The sequence below is a fragment of the Gilliamella sp. wkB308 genome (assembly GCF_001690185.1).
Classification (GTDB): domain Bacteria; phylum Pseudomonadota; class Gammaproteobacteria; order Enterobacterales; family Orbaceae; genus Gilliamella; species Gilliamella apicola_I.
Map to the genome: position 1 here is coordinate 25,195 of NZ_LZGN01000022.1, position 16,276 is coordinate 41,470.

The 16,276-nt window shown below is 35.8% G+C and carries 14 protein-coding genes; 10 read left to right on the top strand and 4 right to left on the bottom strand.

Annotated elements, in window-relative coordinates; translation table 11 throughout:
• Window positions 1–6: 6 nt before the first annotated feature.
• The 7 genes from hutX (at window position 7) to A9G10_RS03010 (ending at window position 6,625) form a co-directional block, all read left to right on the top strand.
• Window positions 7–507, top strand: a complete 501-nt coding sequence (gene hutX / locus A9G10_RS02980) for a heme utilization cystosolic carrier protein HutX (RefSeq protein ID WP_065558198.1) — start codon at window positions 7–9, stop codon at window positions 505–507.
• An 18-nt stretch (window positions 508–525) separates the two neighbouring features.
• The gene (locus A9G10_RS02985; RefSeq protein WP_065558199.1) at window positions 526–1,164 is read left to right on the top strand and encodes an NAD(P)H-binding protein; all 639 of its coding nucleotides are present in this window, start codon (window positions 526–528) and stop codon (window positions 1,162–1,164) included.
• A 106-nt stretch (window positions 1,165–1,270) separates the two neighbouring features.
• On the top strand, window positions 1,271–2,197 hold the full coding sequence (locus tag A9G10_RS02990) for an iron chelate uptake ABC transporter family permease subunit (RefSeq protein WP_081299014.1): 927 nt from the start codon (window positions 1,271–1,273) through the stop codon (window positions 2,195–2,197).
• Between the two features lie 16 nt (window positions 2,198–2,213).
• Window positions 2,214–2,987: a heme ABC transporter ATP-binding protein gene (locus A9G10_RS02995; protein ID WP_065558200.1), complete on the top strand. Its 774-nt coding sequence runs from the start codon at window positions 2,214–2,216 to the stop codon at window positions 2,985–2,987.
• An 84-nt stretch (window positions 2,988–3,071) separates the two neighbouring features.
• Window positions 3,072–4,073, top strand: coding sequence for a zinc transporter ZntB (gene zntB, locus A9G10_RS03000; protein WP_065558201.1), 1,002 nt, complete (start codon window positions 3,072–3,074; stop codon window positions 4,071–4,073).
• Window positions 4,074–4,447: 374 nt separating this feature from the next.
• Window positions 4,448–4,717, top strand: coding sequence for a GNAT family N-acetyltransferase (locus A9G10_RS12970; RefSeq protein WP_442903216.1), 270 nt, complete (start codon window positions 4,448–4,450; stop codon window positions 4,715–4,717).
• Between the two features lie 15 nt (window positions 4,718–4,732).
• Window positions 4,733–6,625 carry a DNA topoisomerase III gene (locus A9G10_RS03010; RefSeq protein WP_065558203.1) on the top strand — a complete coding sequence of 631 codons (1,893 nt, stop codon included), beginning with the start codon at window positions 4,733–4,735 and terminating at the stop codon, window positions 6,623–6,625.
• Between the two features lie 120 nt (window positions 6,626–6,745).
• Here A9G10_RS03010 and A9G10_RS03015 read toward each other — a convergent pair whose 3' ends face one another.
• Window positions 6,746–7,399 (bottom strand): hypothetical protein, encoded by a 654-nt coding sequence (locus A9G10_RS03015; RefSeq protein WP_065558204.1) that lies wholly within the window; start codon window positions 7,397–7,399, stop codon window positions 6,746–6,748.
• A 699-nt stretch (window positions 7,400–8,098) separates the two neighbouring features.
• Here A9G10_RS03015 and mgtA point away from each other — a divergent pair.
• Entirely contained in the window at window positions 8,099–10,807 is a 2,709-nt protein-coding gene (gene mgtA / locus A9G10_RS03020; protein ID WP_065558205.1) for a magnesium-translocating P-type ATPase, read from the top strand.
• A 476-nt stretch (window positions 10,808–11,283) separates the two neighbouring features.
• Here the strand turns inward: mgtA and A9G10_RS03025 are convergent, their stop codons facing one another.
• Complete coding sequence (locus tag A9G10_RS03025; RefSeq protein WP_065558206.1) at window positions 11,284–11,496, bottom strand: YdcH family protein; 213 nt, start codon at window positions 11,494–11,496, stop codon at window positions 11,284–11,286.
• Between the two features lie 105 nt (window positions 11,497–11,601).
• Here A9G10_RS03025 and A9G10_RS03030 point away from each other — a divergent pair, with 105 nt between their 5' ends.
• Both A9G10_RS03030 and A9G10_RS03035 read left to right on the top strand, forming a co-directional pair.
• The gene (locus A9G10_RS03030; protein WP_065558207.1) at window positions 11,602–13,116 is read left to right on the top strand and encodes a helicase HerA-like C-terminal domain-containing protein; all 1,515 of its coding nucleotides are present in this window, start codon (window positions 11,602–11,604) and stop codon (window positions 13,114–13,116) included.
• Window positions 13,117–13,186: 70 nt separating this feature from the next.
• A complete protein-coding gene (locus tag A9G10_RS03035; RefSeq protein WP_065558208.1) occupies window positions 13,187–14,269 on the top strand; it encodes an AI-2E family transporter in 1,083 nt (360 codons plus the stop codon).
• Between the two features lie 21 nt (window positions 14,270–14,290).
• Here the strand turns inward: A9G10_RS03035 and bcp are convergent, their stop codons facing one another.
• Both bcp and hemL read right to left on the bottom strand, forming a co-directional pair.
• Window positions 14,291–14,767: a thioredoxin-dependent thiol peroxidase gene (gene bcp, locus A9G10_RS03040; protein ID WP_065558209.1), complete on the bottom strand. Its 477-nt coding sequence runs from the start codon at window positions 14,765–14,767 to the stop codon at window positions 14,291–14,293.
• Between the two features lie 71 nt (window positions 14,768–14,838).
• The gene (hemL, locus tag A9G10_RS03045; protein WP_065558210.1) at window positions 14,839–16,134 is read right to left on the bottom strand and encodes a glutamate-1-semialdehyde 2,1-aminomutase; all 1,296 of its coding nucleotides are present in this window, start codon (window positions 16,132–16,134) and stop codon (window positions 14,839–14,841) included.
• Between the last annotated feature and the right edge of the window lie 142 nt (window positions 16,135–16,276).

The window sequence follows — 16,276 nt, forward strand, 5'->3', positions numbered from 1 at the left end:
ATTAACATGGTAGATAAGCAAACTCATCTCAGTAATCTTTCAACTTATATGCAAACTAATCCAGAAGAGTTATTAGAAAAAATTGCTCAAGATCATCAAGTGACTTTGACGCAAGTTATTCAAGCTTTACCGGATGCGAAAATTGTTGATGGTTCTTATTTTGACATGATTTGGGATGAAGTGACAACTTGGGGAGATGTGCTATTTTTGATCCATACCGGTGATGTGATTGCTGAGATTTCAGGTGAATTACCGCCAGGTTCGCATAGTCAAAAATATTTCAATCTACGTCATCAAAAAGGATTAAGTGGTCATATTAAAGCTGAACATTGTCAATATATTGCTTTTATTGAACGTAAATTCATGAAAATGTCGACAGCATCAATGATTTTTCTTAATCATATGGGACAATCGATGTTTAAAATTTTTGTGGGTCGTGATGAAAAACATCAGTTAAAACAGGATCAGTTAGAAAAATTTAGAGCATTAGCAAATAAAATTAACTAATGTTGAGATGATAATAGCATGAAAACAATATTAGTTTTTGGTGTCAGTCCAAAATTAGGTACGGGTTATCAGATTTGTCAGTTAGTCAAACAGTGCCAACCAAGTTGGCGTTGTATTGCATTGGTACGAGATGAAACTTTTGCCAAGCAGTTAACTGAGCAAGGTATTGAATGTCACGTCGGTGATGCGACCGACTCATCCATGGTTAGCCAACTTTGTGCATTAGCCGGTTCTGACGCTACAATTATTTCAACACTAGGTGGAGAAACCGGAAATTATCTAGCACAACGCATTATTATTGATTGTGCTGAACAAGCCAATATAAAGCAGATGGTGTTAGTCACATCATTAGGTTGTGGTGACACATGGCCAACATTGTCGCTGCGAGCTAAACAAGCGTTTGGACATGCGGTACGTGAAAAATCGTTAGCGGAAGTTTGGTTACAAACTAGTACGCTACAATATCTTATTTTAAGACCGGGTGGACTGCAAAATGGCGAACTAACAGGTAATGCAAAATGTTATTTTCAGCAAGAGGTACATGGTCTGATTCATCGTATTGATTTAGCGAAAGTCATTATTGATAAAATAGCGCATCAGCAACTTGATAATAAAGCTTATACTGTTATTGATCCAAGTCTTAAATTTGAACATTAAAATAGCATGAATGTAATTAAATCCATATTTTTAGCGAGGATAGTGAGTGCAACGTTATAGTCATCGTTCATTGTTATGGGGACTGTTTACCGTTTTGTTAGTTTTAATGGTTTTATCAGCTAATACGGGGGCGTTAGCATTTCCAATTTCTCAGTTACTGTCGTTATCATTTGATGATCCATTGATGCATATTTGGTTGAATATACGTTTACCTCGTATTTTATTAGCAGTGATTGTCGGTATGGCACTAGCAACTTCAGGCGCTGTTATGCAAGGATTATTTCGTAATCCTTTAGCGGATTCCGGTTTGTTGGGCATTAGTAGTGGCGCCGGTTTGTTGGTTGGTTTGTCAATTTTGTTTCCGACTATCTTTCCACCAATTATGATGCTATACGGAAAAATGTTTGCTGCTTTTTTGGGTAGTTTATTCATCTGTTTCCTGATCTATCTGTATAGTCTTCATGCCGAGTGTAATTTGGCTAAAATGGTGTTGTTGGGTGTAGCAATCAATGCCATTATCGGAGCAGTAATGGGGTGCCTGAGTTATGTTAGTGATGAAGCACAATTACGCCAAATTTCACTTTGGTCAATGGGGCATTTGGGTAAAGGGTCATGGGAATTAGTGTTAGTTGCTACTTCGTTAATTATCCCTGCTTTGTTAGCCATTTTGGTACTTTCTCATCAGCTCAATATATTGCAATTGGGGGATGAAGATGCGCACTATTTAGGTATTAATGTTATTCGTATTAAGCAATATTTGTTGGTGCTTAGTGCTATTTTAATCGGTACATCGGTAGCAGTAAGTGGCATTATTGCCTTTGTTGGTTTAGTGGTTCCTCATATGATTCGATTACGTATTGGGGCTAATCATAGGGTGTTATTGCCTGCATCGGCATTGGCAGGTGGGTGCTTATTACTCTCTGCCGATACTCTGGCAAGAACGGTTGTTGCACCTACTGAAATACCGGTAGGGTTATTGACAAGTTTAATTGGTGGACCTTATTTTCTTTGGCTCATTTTAAGGCACAAATAACGGGTATAATTTAACGATGTTGACAGCAAAAAACTTAACTTTTCATTGTGGTACTCGGTGTTTAATCGATGATGTGTCTTTAGATATTCAAGCTGGCGAGATTGCCATTATTATTGGTCCCAATGGTGCAGGTAAATCAACTTTATTACGGCTTTTAACGGGTTATCAGACACCATCATCTGGCAAAATTTATCTTTTTGATAAAGCGATGACACAATGGTCTGCTAAGCAATTAGCTAGAGTGCGAACGGTTATGTTACAGCATAGCCAGATGACGTTTCCTTTTACGGTAAAAGAGGTTGTGGCAATGGGGCGAGCACCTTACGGTAAACTTCATTGCGAGCAAGCCATTCACGAAACTATGCAACAAACTGATTGTTTGAAGTTGGCTAATCGTGATTACCGTAGCTTGTCAGGCGGAGAACAGCAACGTGTACAATTGGCTCGCGTTTTGGCCCAATTGTGGCAAGAAAAGCCAACTAAAAAGCTACTTTTTTTAGATGAACCCACTTCAGCATTAGATCTGTATCATCAGCAACATACATTGCGATTATTAAAACAACTCGCTGGAGAACAGCAACTGGCAGTGTGTTGTGTGTTACATGATCTAAATTTGGCTGCCTTGTATGCGGATAAAGTATTGCTTCTTAGTCAGGGAAAAATCGTTAAGCAAGGTGCACCTGCTGAAGTATTAACTGTTGAAAATATCAATCAATGGTATGGGGTTGAATTAGGGATTATTCCGCACCCTAGTAATGCTTTGGTTCCGCAACTCTATTTAATGCCTTAATTTTGATAAATTAAGTAAATCAATCGCTCCATTTTTAAGCAATTTCAGTATATAATTAAGAAAACTTAACAAATGGGGCTTATAATGACGAATGAAAATAGTGAAAATTCAGTTCCTGTTTCAGATCTTATATCAGCAAAACCTGTTTTTAGTTGTCAATTTGATGGTAAAGGTAAAGCCAATCCTTTAAGTAATGATTGCCAAGCGACGGTGCAAAAGCCATGTTGGATCCATCTGGATTTTGCTAAATCCGAAACGATTAAGTGGATTAATCAGACCAAATTGATACCAGATTTAGTGAAAAATGAGTTAATTAAACCCAACCAAATATCAAAAGAAATTCGTTTTGATACGGGTATTTTAGTTGTCTTAAAGGGCGTGAATTATACACCAAATGAATTACCCGATCCGATTGTAACCTTCCGTTTTTACATTACCGATAATTTAATTGTTTCGACACGACATCAACAAATCGATGCGATTTTCCAATTAAAAGATAATTTAGAAAAAGGGATAGGGCCTGTTGATGTTGCTGATTGGTTAATTCAAGTATCTGAACTTATTAGTGATCAAGTCAATTTGTCCTTTGATAGTGTGCATAATAAAATTGTTAAACTTGAAGATTTAGTATTAAATCAACGAATCCTTTCACACAAAGAAATTGGTCGAGTACGTAAACAGTTGATCATACTTCGTCGATTATTATCACCGCAGCGGGATATTTTTGTTAAAATCTCAACAGAAAGGATTTCTTGGATCGATGATAACGATCGCCAACGTCTGCATGATATTTCGAATCAACAAAGTCACTATGTGTCAGATATCGATAGTTGCTTATTGCGTCTTGCCTCGATTATGGAGCAAATCAATAGCTTTTTGGCAGAATCGACTAATAAGCGAATCTATTTAATGTCACTATTTACCATTATATTTACACCAATCACGTTTATAACTAGCTTACTCGGTGTCAATCTTGCCGGAATTCCGTTTAGTGAGCATCCTTGGTCTTTCGTTGGCTTAATCTTGATTCTTATTGTTATTTCTATTGTTTCTGCCATTTGGCTTAAGTTCAAAAAATGGTGGTAAAAAACGTTTTAAAATCACGGTAATTAAAAAATGATCAAGCTGAATTTTGTAACATAATTGATCAATTAAATGCTATTTTAAAAGCTTTATCACGTTTTGTTGACGATCTATTAGCAAGGTTATAAGTCTTATGCCTGCAATCTTAATTGATTTCAGCCTTACGATAACATAGTAAGTAATGACGGCTCTTATTGGGCATTAGAATTACTTAAGCAGGCTAAGCTTAGTTTTATTCTTTTAATGCATTGTATAGATAGGTTATTTTTGAGTTTATTGTTGAGATTGGTTTTCTGTAAATTATTGCGCTTGAATGGAGTGAAGACTTATGTAACAATTTTCAATCTTATTGAGCATTAATAACAGACTCAGCAGGATTGGAAATTTTAAAGGATAATATGATAATTTATGGAGCCTTACCGTATTTGGCCTTTCACACTGGTTTTAAGATTGAATGGTACACGACAAAGCAAAAAAGTCGAAAAGAACAAGGTTTGATGTGTTTAGACAAACTTATTTTAATTTATCTTTATTGTCGCATTCTGCCTTGTAGGGATGCTGACAAGGCATTGTCTTTAAAGATATTAAATCATTTAAATTTTAGCGTTAAATCATCCTATCAAACTTATTTTGTTTCAAATTTATGATTAAGACTAATAATTATGCAATCTAATCAATCTTATCGTCTGTTTATTGCTGAAAAGCCCAGTCTAGCTAGGGCTATTGCTGATGTTTTGCCTAAACCGCATCAAAAAGGAACGGGTTTTATCAAAGCCGCTAATGGCGATATTGTGAGTTGGTGTATCGGACATCTTTTAGAACAAGCCACCCCAGAAGTGTATGATGATCGCTTTAAAAAATGGGTGATTAATGATCTTCCTATTGTTCCGGAAAAATGGATCTTGATACCAAAAGGGAGTACAAAAAGCCAATTTGATATTTTAGTCGAGCTAATTAAATCAGCCGATCAGATTGTTCATGCAGGCGATCCAGACCGAGAAGGGCAATTATTAGTTGATGAAGTTTTAAATTATTGTCAACTTACACCCGATAAACGCAAAGCAATTAAGCGTTGTTTGATTAGTGATTTAAATGCCAGTGCAGTTGAAAAATCGCTTGAACAATTACGCAGTAATCAAGATTTTATTCCGCTCTCTACGTCAGCGCTTGCAAGAGCCCGTGCTGATTGGTTGTATGGCATTAATATGAGTCGTCTTTGTACGCTGGTGGGGCAACGAGGTGGGTATCGAGGGGTTTTATCTATTGGGCGGGTACAAACGCCTATTCTTGGTTTAGTGGTCAGGCGTGATTTAGATATTGAAAAGTTTGTTGCGAAACCGTTTTATGAAGTTTTTGCTGTACTTCAAACTCAGCATAATGAACTATTTAAAGCTAAGTGGCAACCCAGCGAAGCCTGCGCCCCTTATCAAGATGAAGAAGGGCGAGTTTTAGTTAAAGCATTAGCCGAAAATGTTTGTCAAAGAATTAAAGATCAAACCGGCATTATTGAAAAAGTTAGTAACAAAAAGAAAGAAGTTGCACCACCTATGCCATTTAATTTATCCGCTCTCCAAATCGAGATGGCAAAAAAAAATGGGTTAAGTGCACAAGATGTACTGGATATTTGCCAGTCATTATATGAAAAGCATAAATTGATCACTTACCCGAGATCCGATTGCCGTTTTTTACCCGAAGAGCATCTTAACCAAATAATCAGTGTAAAATTAGCAATGGAAAATAATTGCCCGGATTTGCAGCCTGCTATTGAAAATGCTGATTTTAGTTTGCGGACAAAAGTTTGGAACGATAAAAAAGTTGAAGCGCATCATGCCATCATTCCAACACAGCGCAAGGCTAAAATGGACAATTTATCGGATAATGAAAAATTAGTTTATCAGGTGATTGCAACCCAATATTTAGCACAATTTTATCCGGTATATAAATACGCTGAATTACAAATTGATGTTGATATCAAAGGTGGAAAATTTATAGCTAGAGCAACGCAAATGCTTGAAGCAGGCTGGAAAGCGTTGTATGGAACAAAATCTTTACAAGTTGATAAAGCCGATGAAGACTCAGCGAATAATGGATTATTAACTAAATTAGTGAAAAAAGGGGAGGCAGTACAGTGTATCGATGCTGAACTTATCAGTAAAGAAACACAGCCCCCTAAGCCCTTTAATGATGCAACTTTACTTTCCGCAATGACAGGCATTGCAAGGTTTGTTAAAGATCCAGAGATTAAAAAAATATTGCGAGAAACCGATGGTTTAGGCACAGAAGCAACTCGAGCAGGAATAATAGAACTGTTATTTAAACGTCAATTTTTAACTCGACAAGGCAAAACAATTCGTGCCACTCCTGTTGGACGTAAGTTAATTTTATCGTTACCGGATATTATGTCTATCCCCGATATGACCGCGCATTGGGAACGACAATTAGATGAGATCAGTAAAAAGGCGTTTTCTTATCAACAATTTATGAATCAGTTAAATCAATCATTGCTTGAACTTGTAGAGCAGCTTAAAAATGCCCGTTTAAATATACGTGTTTAGTCACCATATAACTAATAAGGCGACGTGAAGACTAGATTTGTCGCCTTCTTCATTACCATAGCACATAAAGCTTTCGAATTTGGGTTATGATTGATTCGAATCTTCTTTATTCATCATGGATTATTCAAAACTAGAATTACTATTATTATTTTCTTGAATGATGCAAATTAGTTGGTCATTAGCCCGCTTTAAAAAAGTGTCGTCTTTCAAAATCAATCGATAGGTATTAAGCCTTTTTAAAGGCGCTATGGCGAACTGAGTTGCAATCAGTAAAATAATAAAAATTGTTATCGCGGCAATGATTATATTAATCATTGAACTTGATCTAAAAACGGTATCAAGATTCGATATCACCATAATAAAAGCGAGAATAAACCCAACACATAGTAGGATAACTTCTTTAACTAAAAAAGGATTGACTGGTGTTATTTTATTTTGTCTGATGCAAAAATATTGGGTTAGTGAATTTAATTGTAATAAATTGATAACATTTTTAATGTCAGCATTAATTAACGAAATAGCGATTCTTTCTTTATTCATGTCACCGGTTTGATAAAAACAGACCTTGTCCCAAAGAAGTTTACTTTTAATATTATTCAAATAATCCTTTTGGTATTTTGGTTTAGGTGTCTTTTCTAAAATATCGGCATATTTAATGATATTATCAAAGTATTGATTGGATGATCTTTTTCGATTGAAAAACCACAAAAATGAAAGTGCGAAAATGATCAAGAAATTTAACCAATTAGTGTCGAGTAATGTTATGAGTTCCACTTTCGTTTTCCTTGCGTTGAACAGTATTAGTTATTGTAAATGATATTAAGTTTTGTGTGTATTATTTATATACAAAAAAAGTATTGATTGGGGCGATAAGTGCTGTTTTTAGGCTGTTATGACGTTTTTAAAGGATTATTGATTGACTTATTTTGGCTAAAGGCGTATAAATTGCCCGCCTTTGAGCTTTTCTTACTTTTTTAACTATTAGGTGGTTAAAAATGAGGGTTAAGAAAAGTTGAAATACAAAGTGTTGAGTTCAATTTTACAGGAGAACTATGGACGCTCAATCGGGTCACCCCATATATGGGGAGATGTATTCAAACACAAATCATTATCGGTTAATGAACCTGTCTAAATAATCATTTTTTCAGTTCACACGCCGAAAGTGATCAAACGGTAACGGTGAACGATATGCAATTTTTTACACGCTATCACACAAATTCAAAACATCATGCTGCGCACATCTTAATGTTGTGTTCATTACTTTTTTCAGAAAAACATTTAGAACCACCGAGTTGTATCTAATTCTTAATTAAATTATCTCGCTAAATTATTTTTTGCTCAGCCATCGCTTTGAGTGCGGTCATGCTGTGGCATTAAAGTCTTAGCTGTTCAATCAGTTATATTGCTTATTGTTATTTTTAACAGTGAGTAGGCATATTTTTGTCCAAAAAATTAAGAATATAGGTACATAAGATGACCAAAAACACTTCAAAAATTAATTCACAAACAAGCTCAGATATTAAAGCAATTCATGAAGCTCAACATAGCTTAGATAGCATTTTATCTAAATTTCAATCGAGCTTGTCCGGTTTAACGCAAGAAAATGCAAAATCTAGATTAGAAGAGTATGGCAAAAACGAAGTAGCCCGCGAAAAAGTCCCTTCAGTGTTCATGCAATTATTAATGGCGTTTAATAATCCATTTATTTTTGTGTTACTTATTTTAGCGGTGGTTAGTTTTGTGACCGATTTCTGGTTACCTTTACAAAAGGGAGAAGAAACCGATCTAACCAGTATTATTATCATTTTAACCATGGTTTCATTAAGTGGTTTATTGCGTTTTTGGCAAGAGTTTCGATCTAATAAAGCCGCTGAAGCGCTCAAATCGATGATTCGAACAACAGCAACGGTATTAAGACGTCCGCATAAAGATATGAATCCTGAACATTTTGAAATTCCGTTAAGCGAGATTGTGCCCGGCGATATCGTCTTTTTGTCGGCAGGGGATATGATTCCTGCGGATATACGCTTAATTGAATCACGGGATCTTTTTGTTAGCCAAGCGGTATTGACGGGTGAGTCTATACCTGTTGAAAAATATGACACTTTAGGTGCTGTTTCACAAAAAACAACGGATGAAATTAATGCATCGGATATTGATAAAGATAATGTTCTTGATGTGAATAATGTCTGTTTTATGGGAACAAATGTGGTAAGTGGTACAGCTAAGGCAATTGTTGTTGCCACAGGTGCGGACACGCATTTTGGGTCATTAGCGAAATCCATTGTTGGTTCCCGTGCTGAAACAGCATTCGATCGGGGGGTGAATAGTGTTAGTTGGTTACTGATTCGTTTTATGCTTATTATGGTACCCATTGTTTTTGTGATAAATGGTATTTCAAAAGGGGATTGGGGCGATGCGGCTTTATTTGCTTTGGCGGTAGCGGTTGGGTTAACGCCTGAAATGTTGCCGATGATTGTCAGTGCTAATCTGGCTAAAGGTGCGGTTGGAATGGCTAAACGCAAGGTTGTTGTTAAACGTCTTAATGCGATTCAAAACTTTGGGGCAATGGATATTTTATGTACCGACAAAACGGGAACATTGACACAAGATAAAATTATCCTTGAACATCATCTTGATAGCCATGGTCAAGTTGACCCTGCTGTATTAGAACTGGCTTGGTTAAACAGCTATTATCAAAGTGGTATGAAAAACCTGATGGATAAAGCCATCATCCGTTTCACTGAAGAGAAAACCAGTGTTAAAAAAGTCGGGGTTGGACTTTATAAAAAGATCGATGAATTGCCATTTGATTTTGTTCGTCGTCGTTTATCGGTGGTGGTGCAAAATGGTAATGATGATCATTTGATGATTTGCAAAGGTGCCGTTGAAGAGATGCTGTCTATTTCGAGTTATGTTTATCAAGACGGTGAATATTTGCCATTAGATGAAAATCGCAAACAAGAGTTAATCGAAATTGCTCATAACTACAATAAAGAAGGATTCCGAGTTTTAGCGGTGGGATTAAAAAATATTTCTGCTTCACAAACAAAAACGCAATACAGTGTCCAAGATGAGACTGACCTTGCAATTCGAGGGTTTTTAACGTTTTTAGATCCACCTAAAGAGAGCGCATACGAAGCTATTTCTGCGTTAAATGAACATGGTGTAGGGGTAAAAGTTTTAACCGGTGATAATGAAATTATTACTATAAAAGTGTGTCGTGAAGTGGGGCTAGAGCCAGGAACGCCTTTACTGGGTACCGAAATTGAAAAAATGGATGATGATAAACTCAAAGAACAAATTGAGCAACGTACTATTTTTGCTAAATTAACACCTTTACAAAAATCAAGAATCATCCGGTTATTACAAGAAAATGGTCATACAGTGGGCTTTTTAGGCGATGGTATCAATGATGCGCCTGCATTACGTGACGCCGATGTTGGTATATCGGTGGATACCGCAACCGATATTGCAAAAGAATCAGCGGATATTATTTTGCTTGAGAAGAGTTTAATGGTGTTAGAAGAAGGGGTAATTTGCGGTCGAGAAACATTCGGTAATATTATGAAGTATTTGAATATGACTGCCAGTTCAAACTTTGGTAATATTTTTTCGGTGTTAGTTGCCAGTGCATTTTTACCTTTTTTACCAATGCTAGCAATTCATCTGTTGATCCAAAATTTATTGTATGATATTTCACAATTATCATTACCTTGGGATAAAATGGATGATGAATTTTTACAAAAACCTCGTAAATGGGATGCGCAAAATATCAAACGATTTATGATTTGGATTGGACCAACATCTTCTATTTTTGATATTACTACCTATGCGTTAATGTGGTTTGTGTTCAGTGCAAATAGTATCGAAGTACAATCATTATTCCATTCGGGTTGGTTTATTGAAGGATTACTTTCACAAACTTTAGTTGTGCATATGTTAAGAACACAAAAAATTCCATTTGTTCAAAGTACGGCAGCATTCCCGGTCATTGTGATGACTTTATTGATAATGATCGTAGGTATTTATATTCCATTTTCACCAATAGGAAGTTTGATTGGTCTTGCACCTTTACCTTGGTCATATTTCCCATGGTTAATTGCCACACTATTATCTTATTGTTTTGTTGCGCAATTAATGAAACGAATTTATATAAAACGTTTTGGGCAATGGTTCTAAATTTGTTGGTAACGCAAGTAGGCGATATGGAAGTCGCCTACTAAATAACCAAAAAAATTGGTAATACCGTTAATTTATGCTAAAGTAACTACCATTATTGGAAATGGTGAGTATTTTATACAAAATACCTGATAAGGATATTGCTAGTCACTCTTTAAAAATTCCATACATTTTCGTGGTGTGATAACTATAACAAAAAGAGGAAATTAAAATATGAAAACTCCACATAAAAATATTATCGTATTGATTAAAAATCGTAAAAAAAGAACAACAAAAGAACAATAAACAAGTAAAAATTCGCTTTATTGTTAAATTTTTTAGTTTTTGTTTTATCCATTATCATCATAAACCCCTTGTTTGGGGTTTATTTATATTTATTGCCTTTGATAAAAGCACCGACATCAACATTGTTTTCTAAGCACAAATTTATTGAATAACGATTGACTAATACGCTATTGATGTTTTTTATCCCGTATTTATGCCTGATTTTTTAAGATTGTGTGTATTTCATCTTTGAGTTTAAGTTTCTGTTTTTTTAAGTTTTCGATAGTTTCGGATGTGTCGATTTCAATACCTGACTCAATGTTTTTGATTTTTTGATCCAAAGCATTATGTTGATCAAATAATTTTTGAAATCGTAAATCTGTATTTTTTAATTTTGAAATTAATTCTCGATATTCTGGAAACATAGTGGCTCCTTATGTTGGCTAATGAATGGTTAAATCATCGATATTGCATTCTTAGCTTACAATATTACTGATTGTTTTAATAGCAATTTAATGAGGATTTAATGTATGAGTGAATCTATCGTTATAGCCAAAAGCAATGGCAAGGATTTATCTATTATCAGCGCATTAGCCAATCGTCATGGTCTTATTTCTGGTGCAACAGGTACCGGTAAAACAGTAACGCTTCAAAAAATGGCAGAGAGTTTTTCTCATATTGGTGTACCGGTATTTTTGGCTGATGTTAAAGGGGATCTAACCGGTTTGGGTGAGAAAGGGATTTTAACAGATAAACTTAACGCACGACTAACAAGCATTGGGGTAACTGATTGGCAACCTGAAGCCTCGCCCATTGAACTGTGGGATGTGTTTGCCGAAAAAGGGATTCCGGTGCGAAGTACCGTTTCGGATATTGGTCCAATTTTATTAGCACGATTATTAAATCTTAATGATATTCAATCAGATGTATTACAACTGGTATTTAAAATTGCCGATGACAATAATCTTTTATTACTGGATTTTAAAGATTTACGAGCCTTAGTGCAGTTAATTGGTGATAATGCAAAAAAATTTACGTCTGAATACGGCAATATTTCCTTATCGTCGATTGGTGCCATACAACGCAGTTTATTATCGCTTGATCAAGAAGGGGCTGAATATTTTTTAGGTGAACCTATGCTTGATATTCAAGATTTAATGAAGACCGATGCCAACGGTCGAGGCATGATCAATATTTTAGCTGCCGATAAATTATATAACTCACCTAAATTGTATTCTGTTTTTTTGTTGTGGTTGCTGTCAGAACTGTTTGAGCATATGCCTGAAATTGGTGATCCTGATAAACCTAAATTAGTGTTTTTTTTTGATGAAGCGCATTTACTATTTAACGATATTACACCCGCTTTATTACAAAAAATTGAGCAGGTAGTCAGACTGATTCGCTCTAAAGGCGTTGGTATCTATTTTGTTACCCAAAATCCTACCGATATTCCCGATACCGTTCTTGGTCAGCTTGGCAATCGTGTCCAACATGCGCTTAGGGCATTTACGCCTAAAGATCAAAAGGCAGTAAAAGCCGCAGCTCAAACTATGCGAGCTAATCCTAATTTAGATACTGAAAAAGTGATTATGGAATTAGCCGTCGGCGAAGCCTTAATTTCGTTCTTAGATGAGAAAGGGCGTCCTAATATGGTCGAGCGGGGTTTTGTTATCGCTCCAAATTCTAAAATTGGTCCAATTACACCTGAAAAAATTCCTGAGATTATTAAACAATCGCTATTTTATGATAAATATGCTAAAACTGTCGATCGGCAATCCGCTTATGAGAAAATAAAAGCAGGATTTTCATTGGATAATTCAGCTAATACTCAATCAGCTGATGATGATAATTCAACAGAACCAGCTGAGAAATCCAGTGGTGGTTGGTTAGATATGTTAAGTTCGCTGTTTTTTGGTCATAAAGGTCCAAGAGGTGGGCAGCAAGATGGTTTTGCGCAGAAAGTTGCTCGAAGCGCAACGCGTCAAGTAGCCAATGAAATCGGTCGACGAATTACTCGTGGCATTTTAGGTGGATTTAAACGATAAACCCATTGGTCTTATGTTTATCGTATCAAAACTTAATCGAATATAAAACAGCAAAATAGGAGTGTTTGCAATGTTTAAATTGTTTGTGGAATGGTATAAAAGACGATTCAGTGATCCGCATGTGGTATCGTTGATAGTGGTTTTAGTCTTCCTGTTTTTAATTATATATTTTTTTAATAAAATTCTTTTACCTGTTTTCATTGCAATTGTGCTTTCCTATTTGCTTGATACACCAGTCAATTTTTTGCATCGAAAGGGCATTCCACGCACTTTTGCGGTTATCATTGTATTACTCATTTTTCTGCTTGTTGTTTTAGCTTGTTTTATGATTCTGGTACCTTTAGTTTGGCAACAAAGTATTAGTTTGATAACCAATATTCCAAACATGCTCAATTTTGCTAATAAGTTTTTGACATCATTGCCAGAACATTACCCCGAATTGATTGATGTTGGATTATTTGATTCTATTATTCAAGGTATCACTAGCAGAGTCGTGCAAACCGGTAATTCGTTATTACAATTCTCGATTGTTTCCCTGTTTGGACTTGTTTCAGTTGCAATAAATGCCGTGCTAGTACCCATTATGATGTTTTTCTTTTTGAAAGATAAAGCAAAAATATGGGGATATTGTTCCCGTATTCTGCCTAAAAATCGAGGTGTGTTAAATAAAGTCGCCGCGGAAATGGATATGCAAATTGCTAACTATATTGTAGGCAATGTTTTGCATATTCTTATTCTTGGTGTTAGCGTGTATATTCCATTTTGGTTTTTTGGTTTAGATTATGGATTATTATTGGCCGTGATTGTTGGGTTTTCGGTGCTGATTCCTTATATTGGGATTATTATTTCAAGTATTCCGGTTATTCTTATTGCACTGTTCCAATGGGGAATCAGTCCAGAATTTGGGTATTTGATGTTCTTTTATGTGCTTATTCAGGCTTTAGACGGTAATTTGTTAGTTCCTTGCCTGTTTTCCGAAAAATTGAATCTTCACCCGTTAGTTATTATTTTAGCGGTGATTGTATTTGGTGGATTATGGGGATTTTGGGGAATATTTTTTGCTATCCCACTCGCCACTTTAGTCAAAGCAATTATTAATGCTTGGCCAAATCCGGGTGAGATAAATAGTTTAGATAAAGTAAAAGCAGATTAGGTTAATCTGCTTTTAGGATATCTATTTTGAGTGGTTTTTGAGGTAATCTAAAACCACTTCATGATGATTACTGGTTTTGAAATCGTCAAAGACTTTTTCGATTTTTCCATCAGTCCCAATTAAGAAACTAATACGGTGAATGCCGTCATAGGTTTTTCCCATAAACTCCTTTTCACCCCATGTGCCAAAAGCTTCACATAATTCATGATTTTCATCAGAAAGTAACGTAAAGTTTAATAATTCTTTTTCTGAAAATCTTGATAGCTTTTCTGGCTTATCTGTACTAATGCCAATGATTACCACATTATATTTTTTGAGGTCATCAGCACAATCCCGTAAATTACAAGCTTGAACTGTACAGCCAGGTGTCATGGCTTTGGGATAGAAATAGATTAACATACGTTGACCTTTAAAGTCTTTAGAGCTTATTAGCTCTCCATCTTGGTCAGGCAACGAAAATTGAGGTGCTTTTTCACCTTCTTTAAGTGGATTAACCATAAATTAATTACCTATGTTAATAGTTTAATATTTTAATTCGCTAATGGTATCAAAAACTTTGTGTCATCAATTTAACTTATCTTACTAAAAAAACGACTTGCTGCATCAATAGTATGATTGATTTCTTTATCTGTGTGCATAAGTGACATGAAACCTGCTTCAAAAGCTGATGGTGCAAAGTAAACACCTTCAGTGAGCATATGATGATAGAATTTTTTGAATAATTCAATATCACAATTCATTACATCTTGATAACTGCTTACTTCGGAAGCATTTGTAAAGAAAATTCCGAACATCGCACCCGCTTGATTGACCGCAAAAGGAACTTTATGCTGTCTGGCAGCGGATAAAAGTCCATTTGTTAGCGTTTTGGTTTTTTCCTCTAATTCTTGATAAATACCTACATCCATCAATTTGGTTAAGGTTGCATAACCGGCTGCCATGGCAACAGGATTACCTGAAAGCGTGCCAGCTTGATAAATTGGTCCAGTTGGCGCTAATTGTTGCATGATATCTGCACGTCCACCAAATGCGCCCACAGGCATTCCTCCACCAATGATTTTACCTAGGCAAGTCAAATCGGGGACAATGTCATAATAATCTTGCGCTCCACCTAGTGCTACCCTGAATCCTGTCATCACCTCATCAATAATTAACAATGCCCCATATTCATCACAAAGTGTTCTTAGTCCTTGTAAAAACGATTTTTTAGCAGGGATGCAATTCATATTACCTGCAACAGGCTCGATAATAATCGCTGCAATTTCATTTGGGTATTGTTCAAATTGTTTTTTAACTGATTCAAGGTTGTTATAATCGCACACTAAAGTATGCTTAACAAAATCATTAGGAACGCCGGGTGACGTTGGATGTCCAAAAGTAAGGGCACCTGATCCTGCTTTTACCAATAGATAATCAGCATGACCATGATAGCATCCTTCAAATTTAATGATTTTATCACGCCCGGTAAAACCCCGTGCCACGCGTATTGCACTCATGGTTGCTTCGGTACCTGAGTTGACCATGCGTAGCATCTCAATCGATGGCATAAGTTCAGTGACCAAATTGGCGACTTTGGTTTCAATTTCGGTTGGCGCACCAAAACTGAGTCCATTACGAACTGCATGAATGACAGCATCAGCCACGTCTGGATCATTGTGTCCAAGAATCATTGGTCCCCAAGAACCTACATAATCGATATAGGCTTTTTCATCAACGTCATAAATATAAGCACCGTTGGCACGTTCAATAAATAAGGGTATTCCACCCACGCCATTAAAAGCCCGTACCGGTGAATTCACGCCACCAGGTAAAACGGATAAAGCTTGATGAAAGAATATTTCGGATTTTAATGATTTTGTAAACATATGTTGAATTCTCTTTGAAGAAATATGGTGGTATTTATTCATAGTTTCAAACTTATTTCAAGCAACTAAACAAAAATTTAAATAATAGAATTTTTCATTTTGTAATTTCTTTTTTACACAGTATATAATAAACAGATTAAGA

What these genes read in the sequence shown, in the direction of transcription:
- hutX (WP_065558198.1), top strand. Translation starts at nt 7, where the DNA reads ATGGTAGATAAGCAAACTCATCTCAGTAATCTTTCAACTTATATGCAA.
- A9G10_RS02985 (WP_065558199.1), top strand. Translation starts at nt 526, where the DNA reads ATGAAAACAATATTAGTTTTTGGTGTCAGTCCAAAATTAGGTACGGGT.
- A9G10_RS02990 (WP_081299014.1), top strand. Translation starts at nt 1,271, where the DNA reads ATGGTTTTATCAGCTAATACGGGGGCGTTAGCATTTCCAATTTCTCAG.
- A9G10_RS02995 (WP_065558200.1), top strand. Translation starts at nt 2,214, where the DNA reads ATGTTGACAGCAAAAAACTTAACTTTTCATTGTGGTACTCGGTGTTTA.
- zntB (WP_065558201.1), top strand. Translation starts at nt 3,072, where the DNA reads ATGACGAATGAAAATAGTGAAAATTCAGTTCCTGTTTCAGATCTTATA.
- A9G10_RS03010 (WP_065558203.1), top strand. Translation starts at nt 4,733, where the DNA reads ATGCAATCTAATCAATCTTATCGTCTGTTTATTGCTGAAAAGCCCAGT.
- mgtA (WP_065558205.1), top strand. Translation starts at nt 8,099, where the DNA reads ATGACCAAAAACACTTCAAAAATTAATTCACAAACAAGCTCAGATATT.
- A9G10_RS03025 (WP_065558206.1), bottom strand. Translation starts at nt 11,496, where the DNA reads ATGTTTCCAGAATATCGAGAATTAATTTCAAAATTAAAAAATACAGAT.
- A9G10_RS03030 (WP_065558207.1), top strand. Translation starts at nt 11,602, where the DNA reads ATGAGTGAATCTATCGTTATAGCCAAAAGCAATGGCAAGGATTTATCT.
- A9G10_RS03035 (WP_065558208.1), top strand. Translation starts at nt 13,187, where the DNA reads ATGTTTAAATTGTTTGTGGAATGGTATAAAAGACGATTCAGTGATCCG.
- bcp (WP_065558209.1), bottom strand. Translation starts at nt 14,767, where the DNA reads ATGGTTAATCCACTTAAAGAAGGTGAAAAAGCACCTCAATTTTCGTTG.
- hemL (WP_065558210.1), bottom strand. Translation starts at nt 16,134, where the DNA reads ATGTTTACAAAATCATTAAAATCCGAAATATTCTTTCATCAAGCTTTA.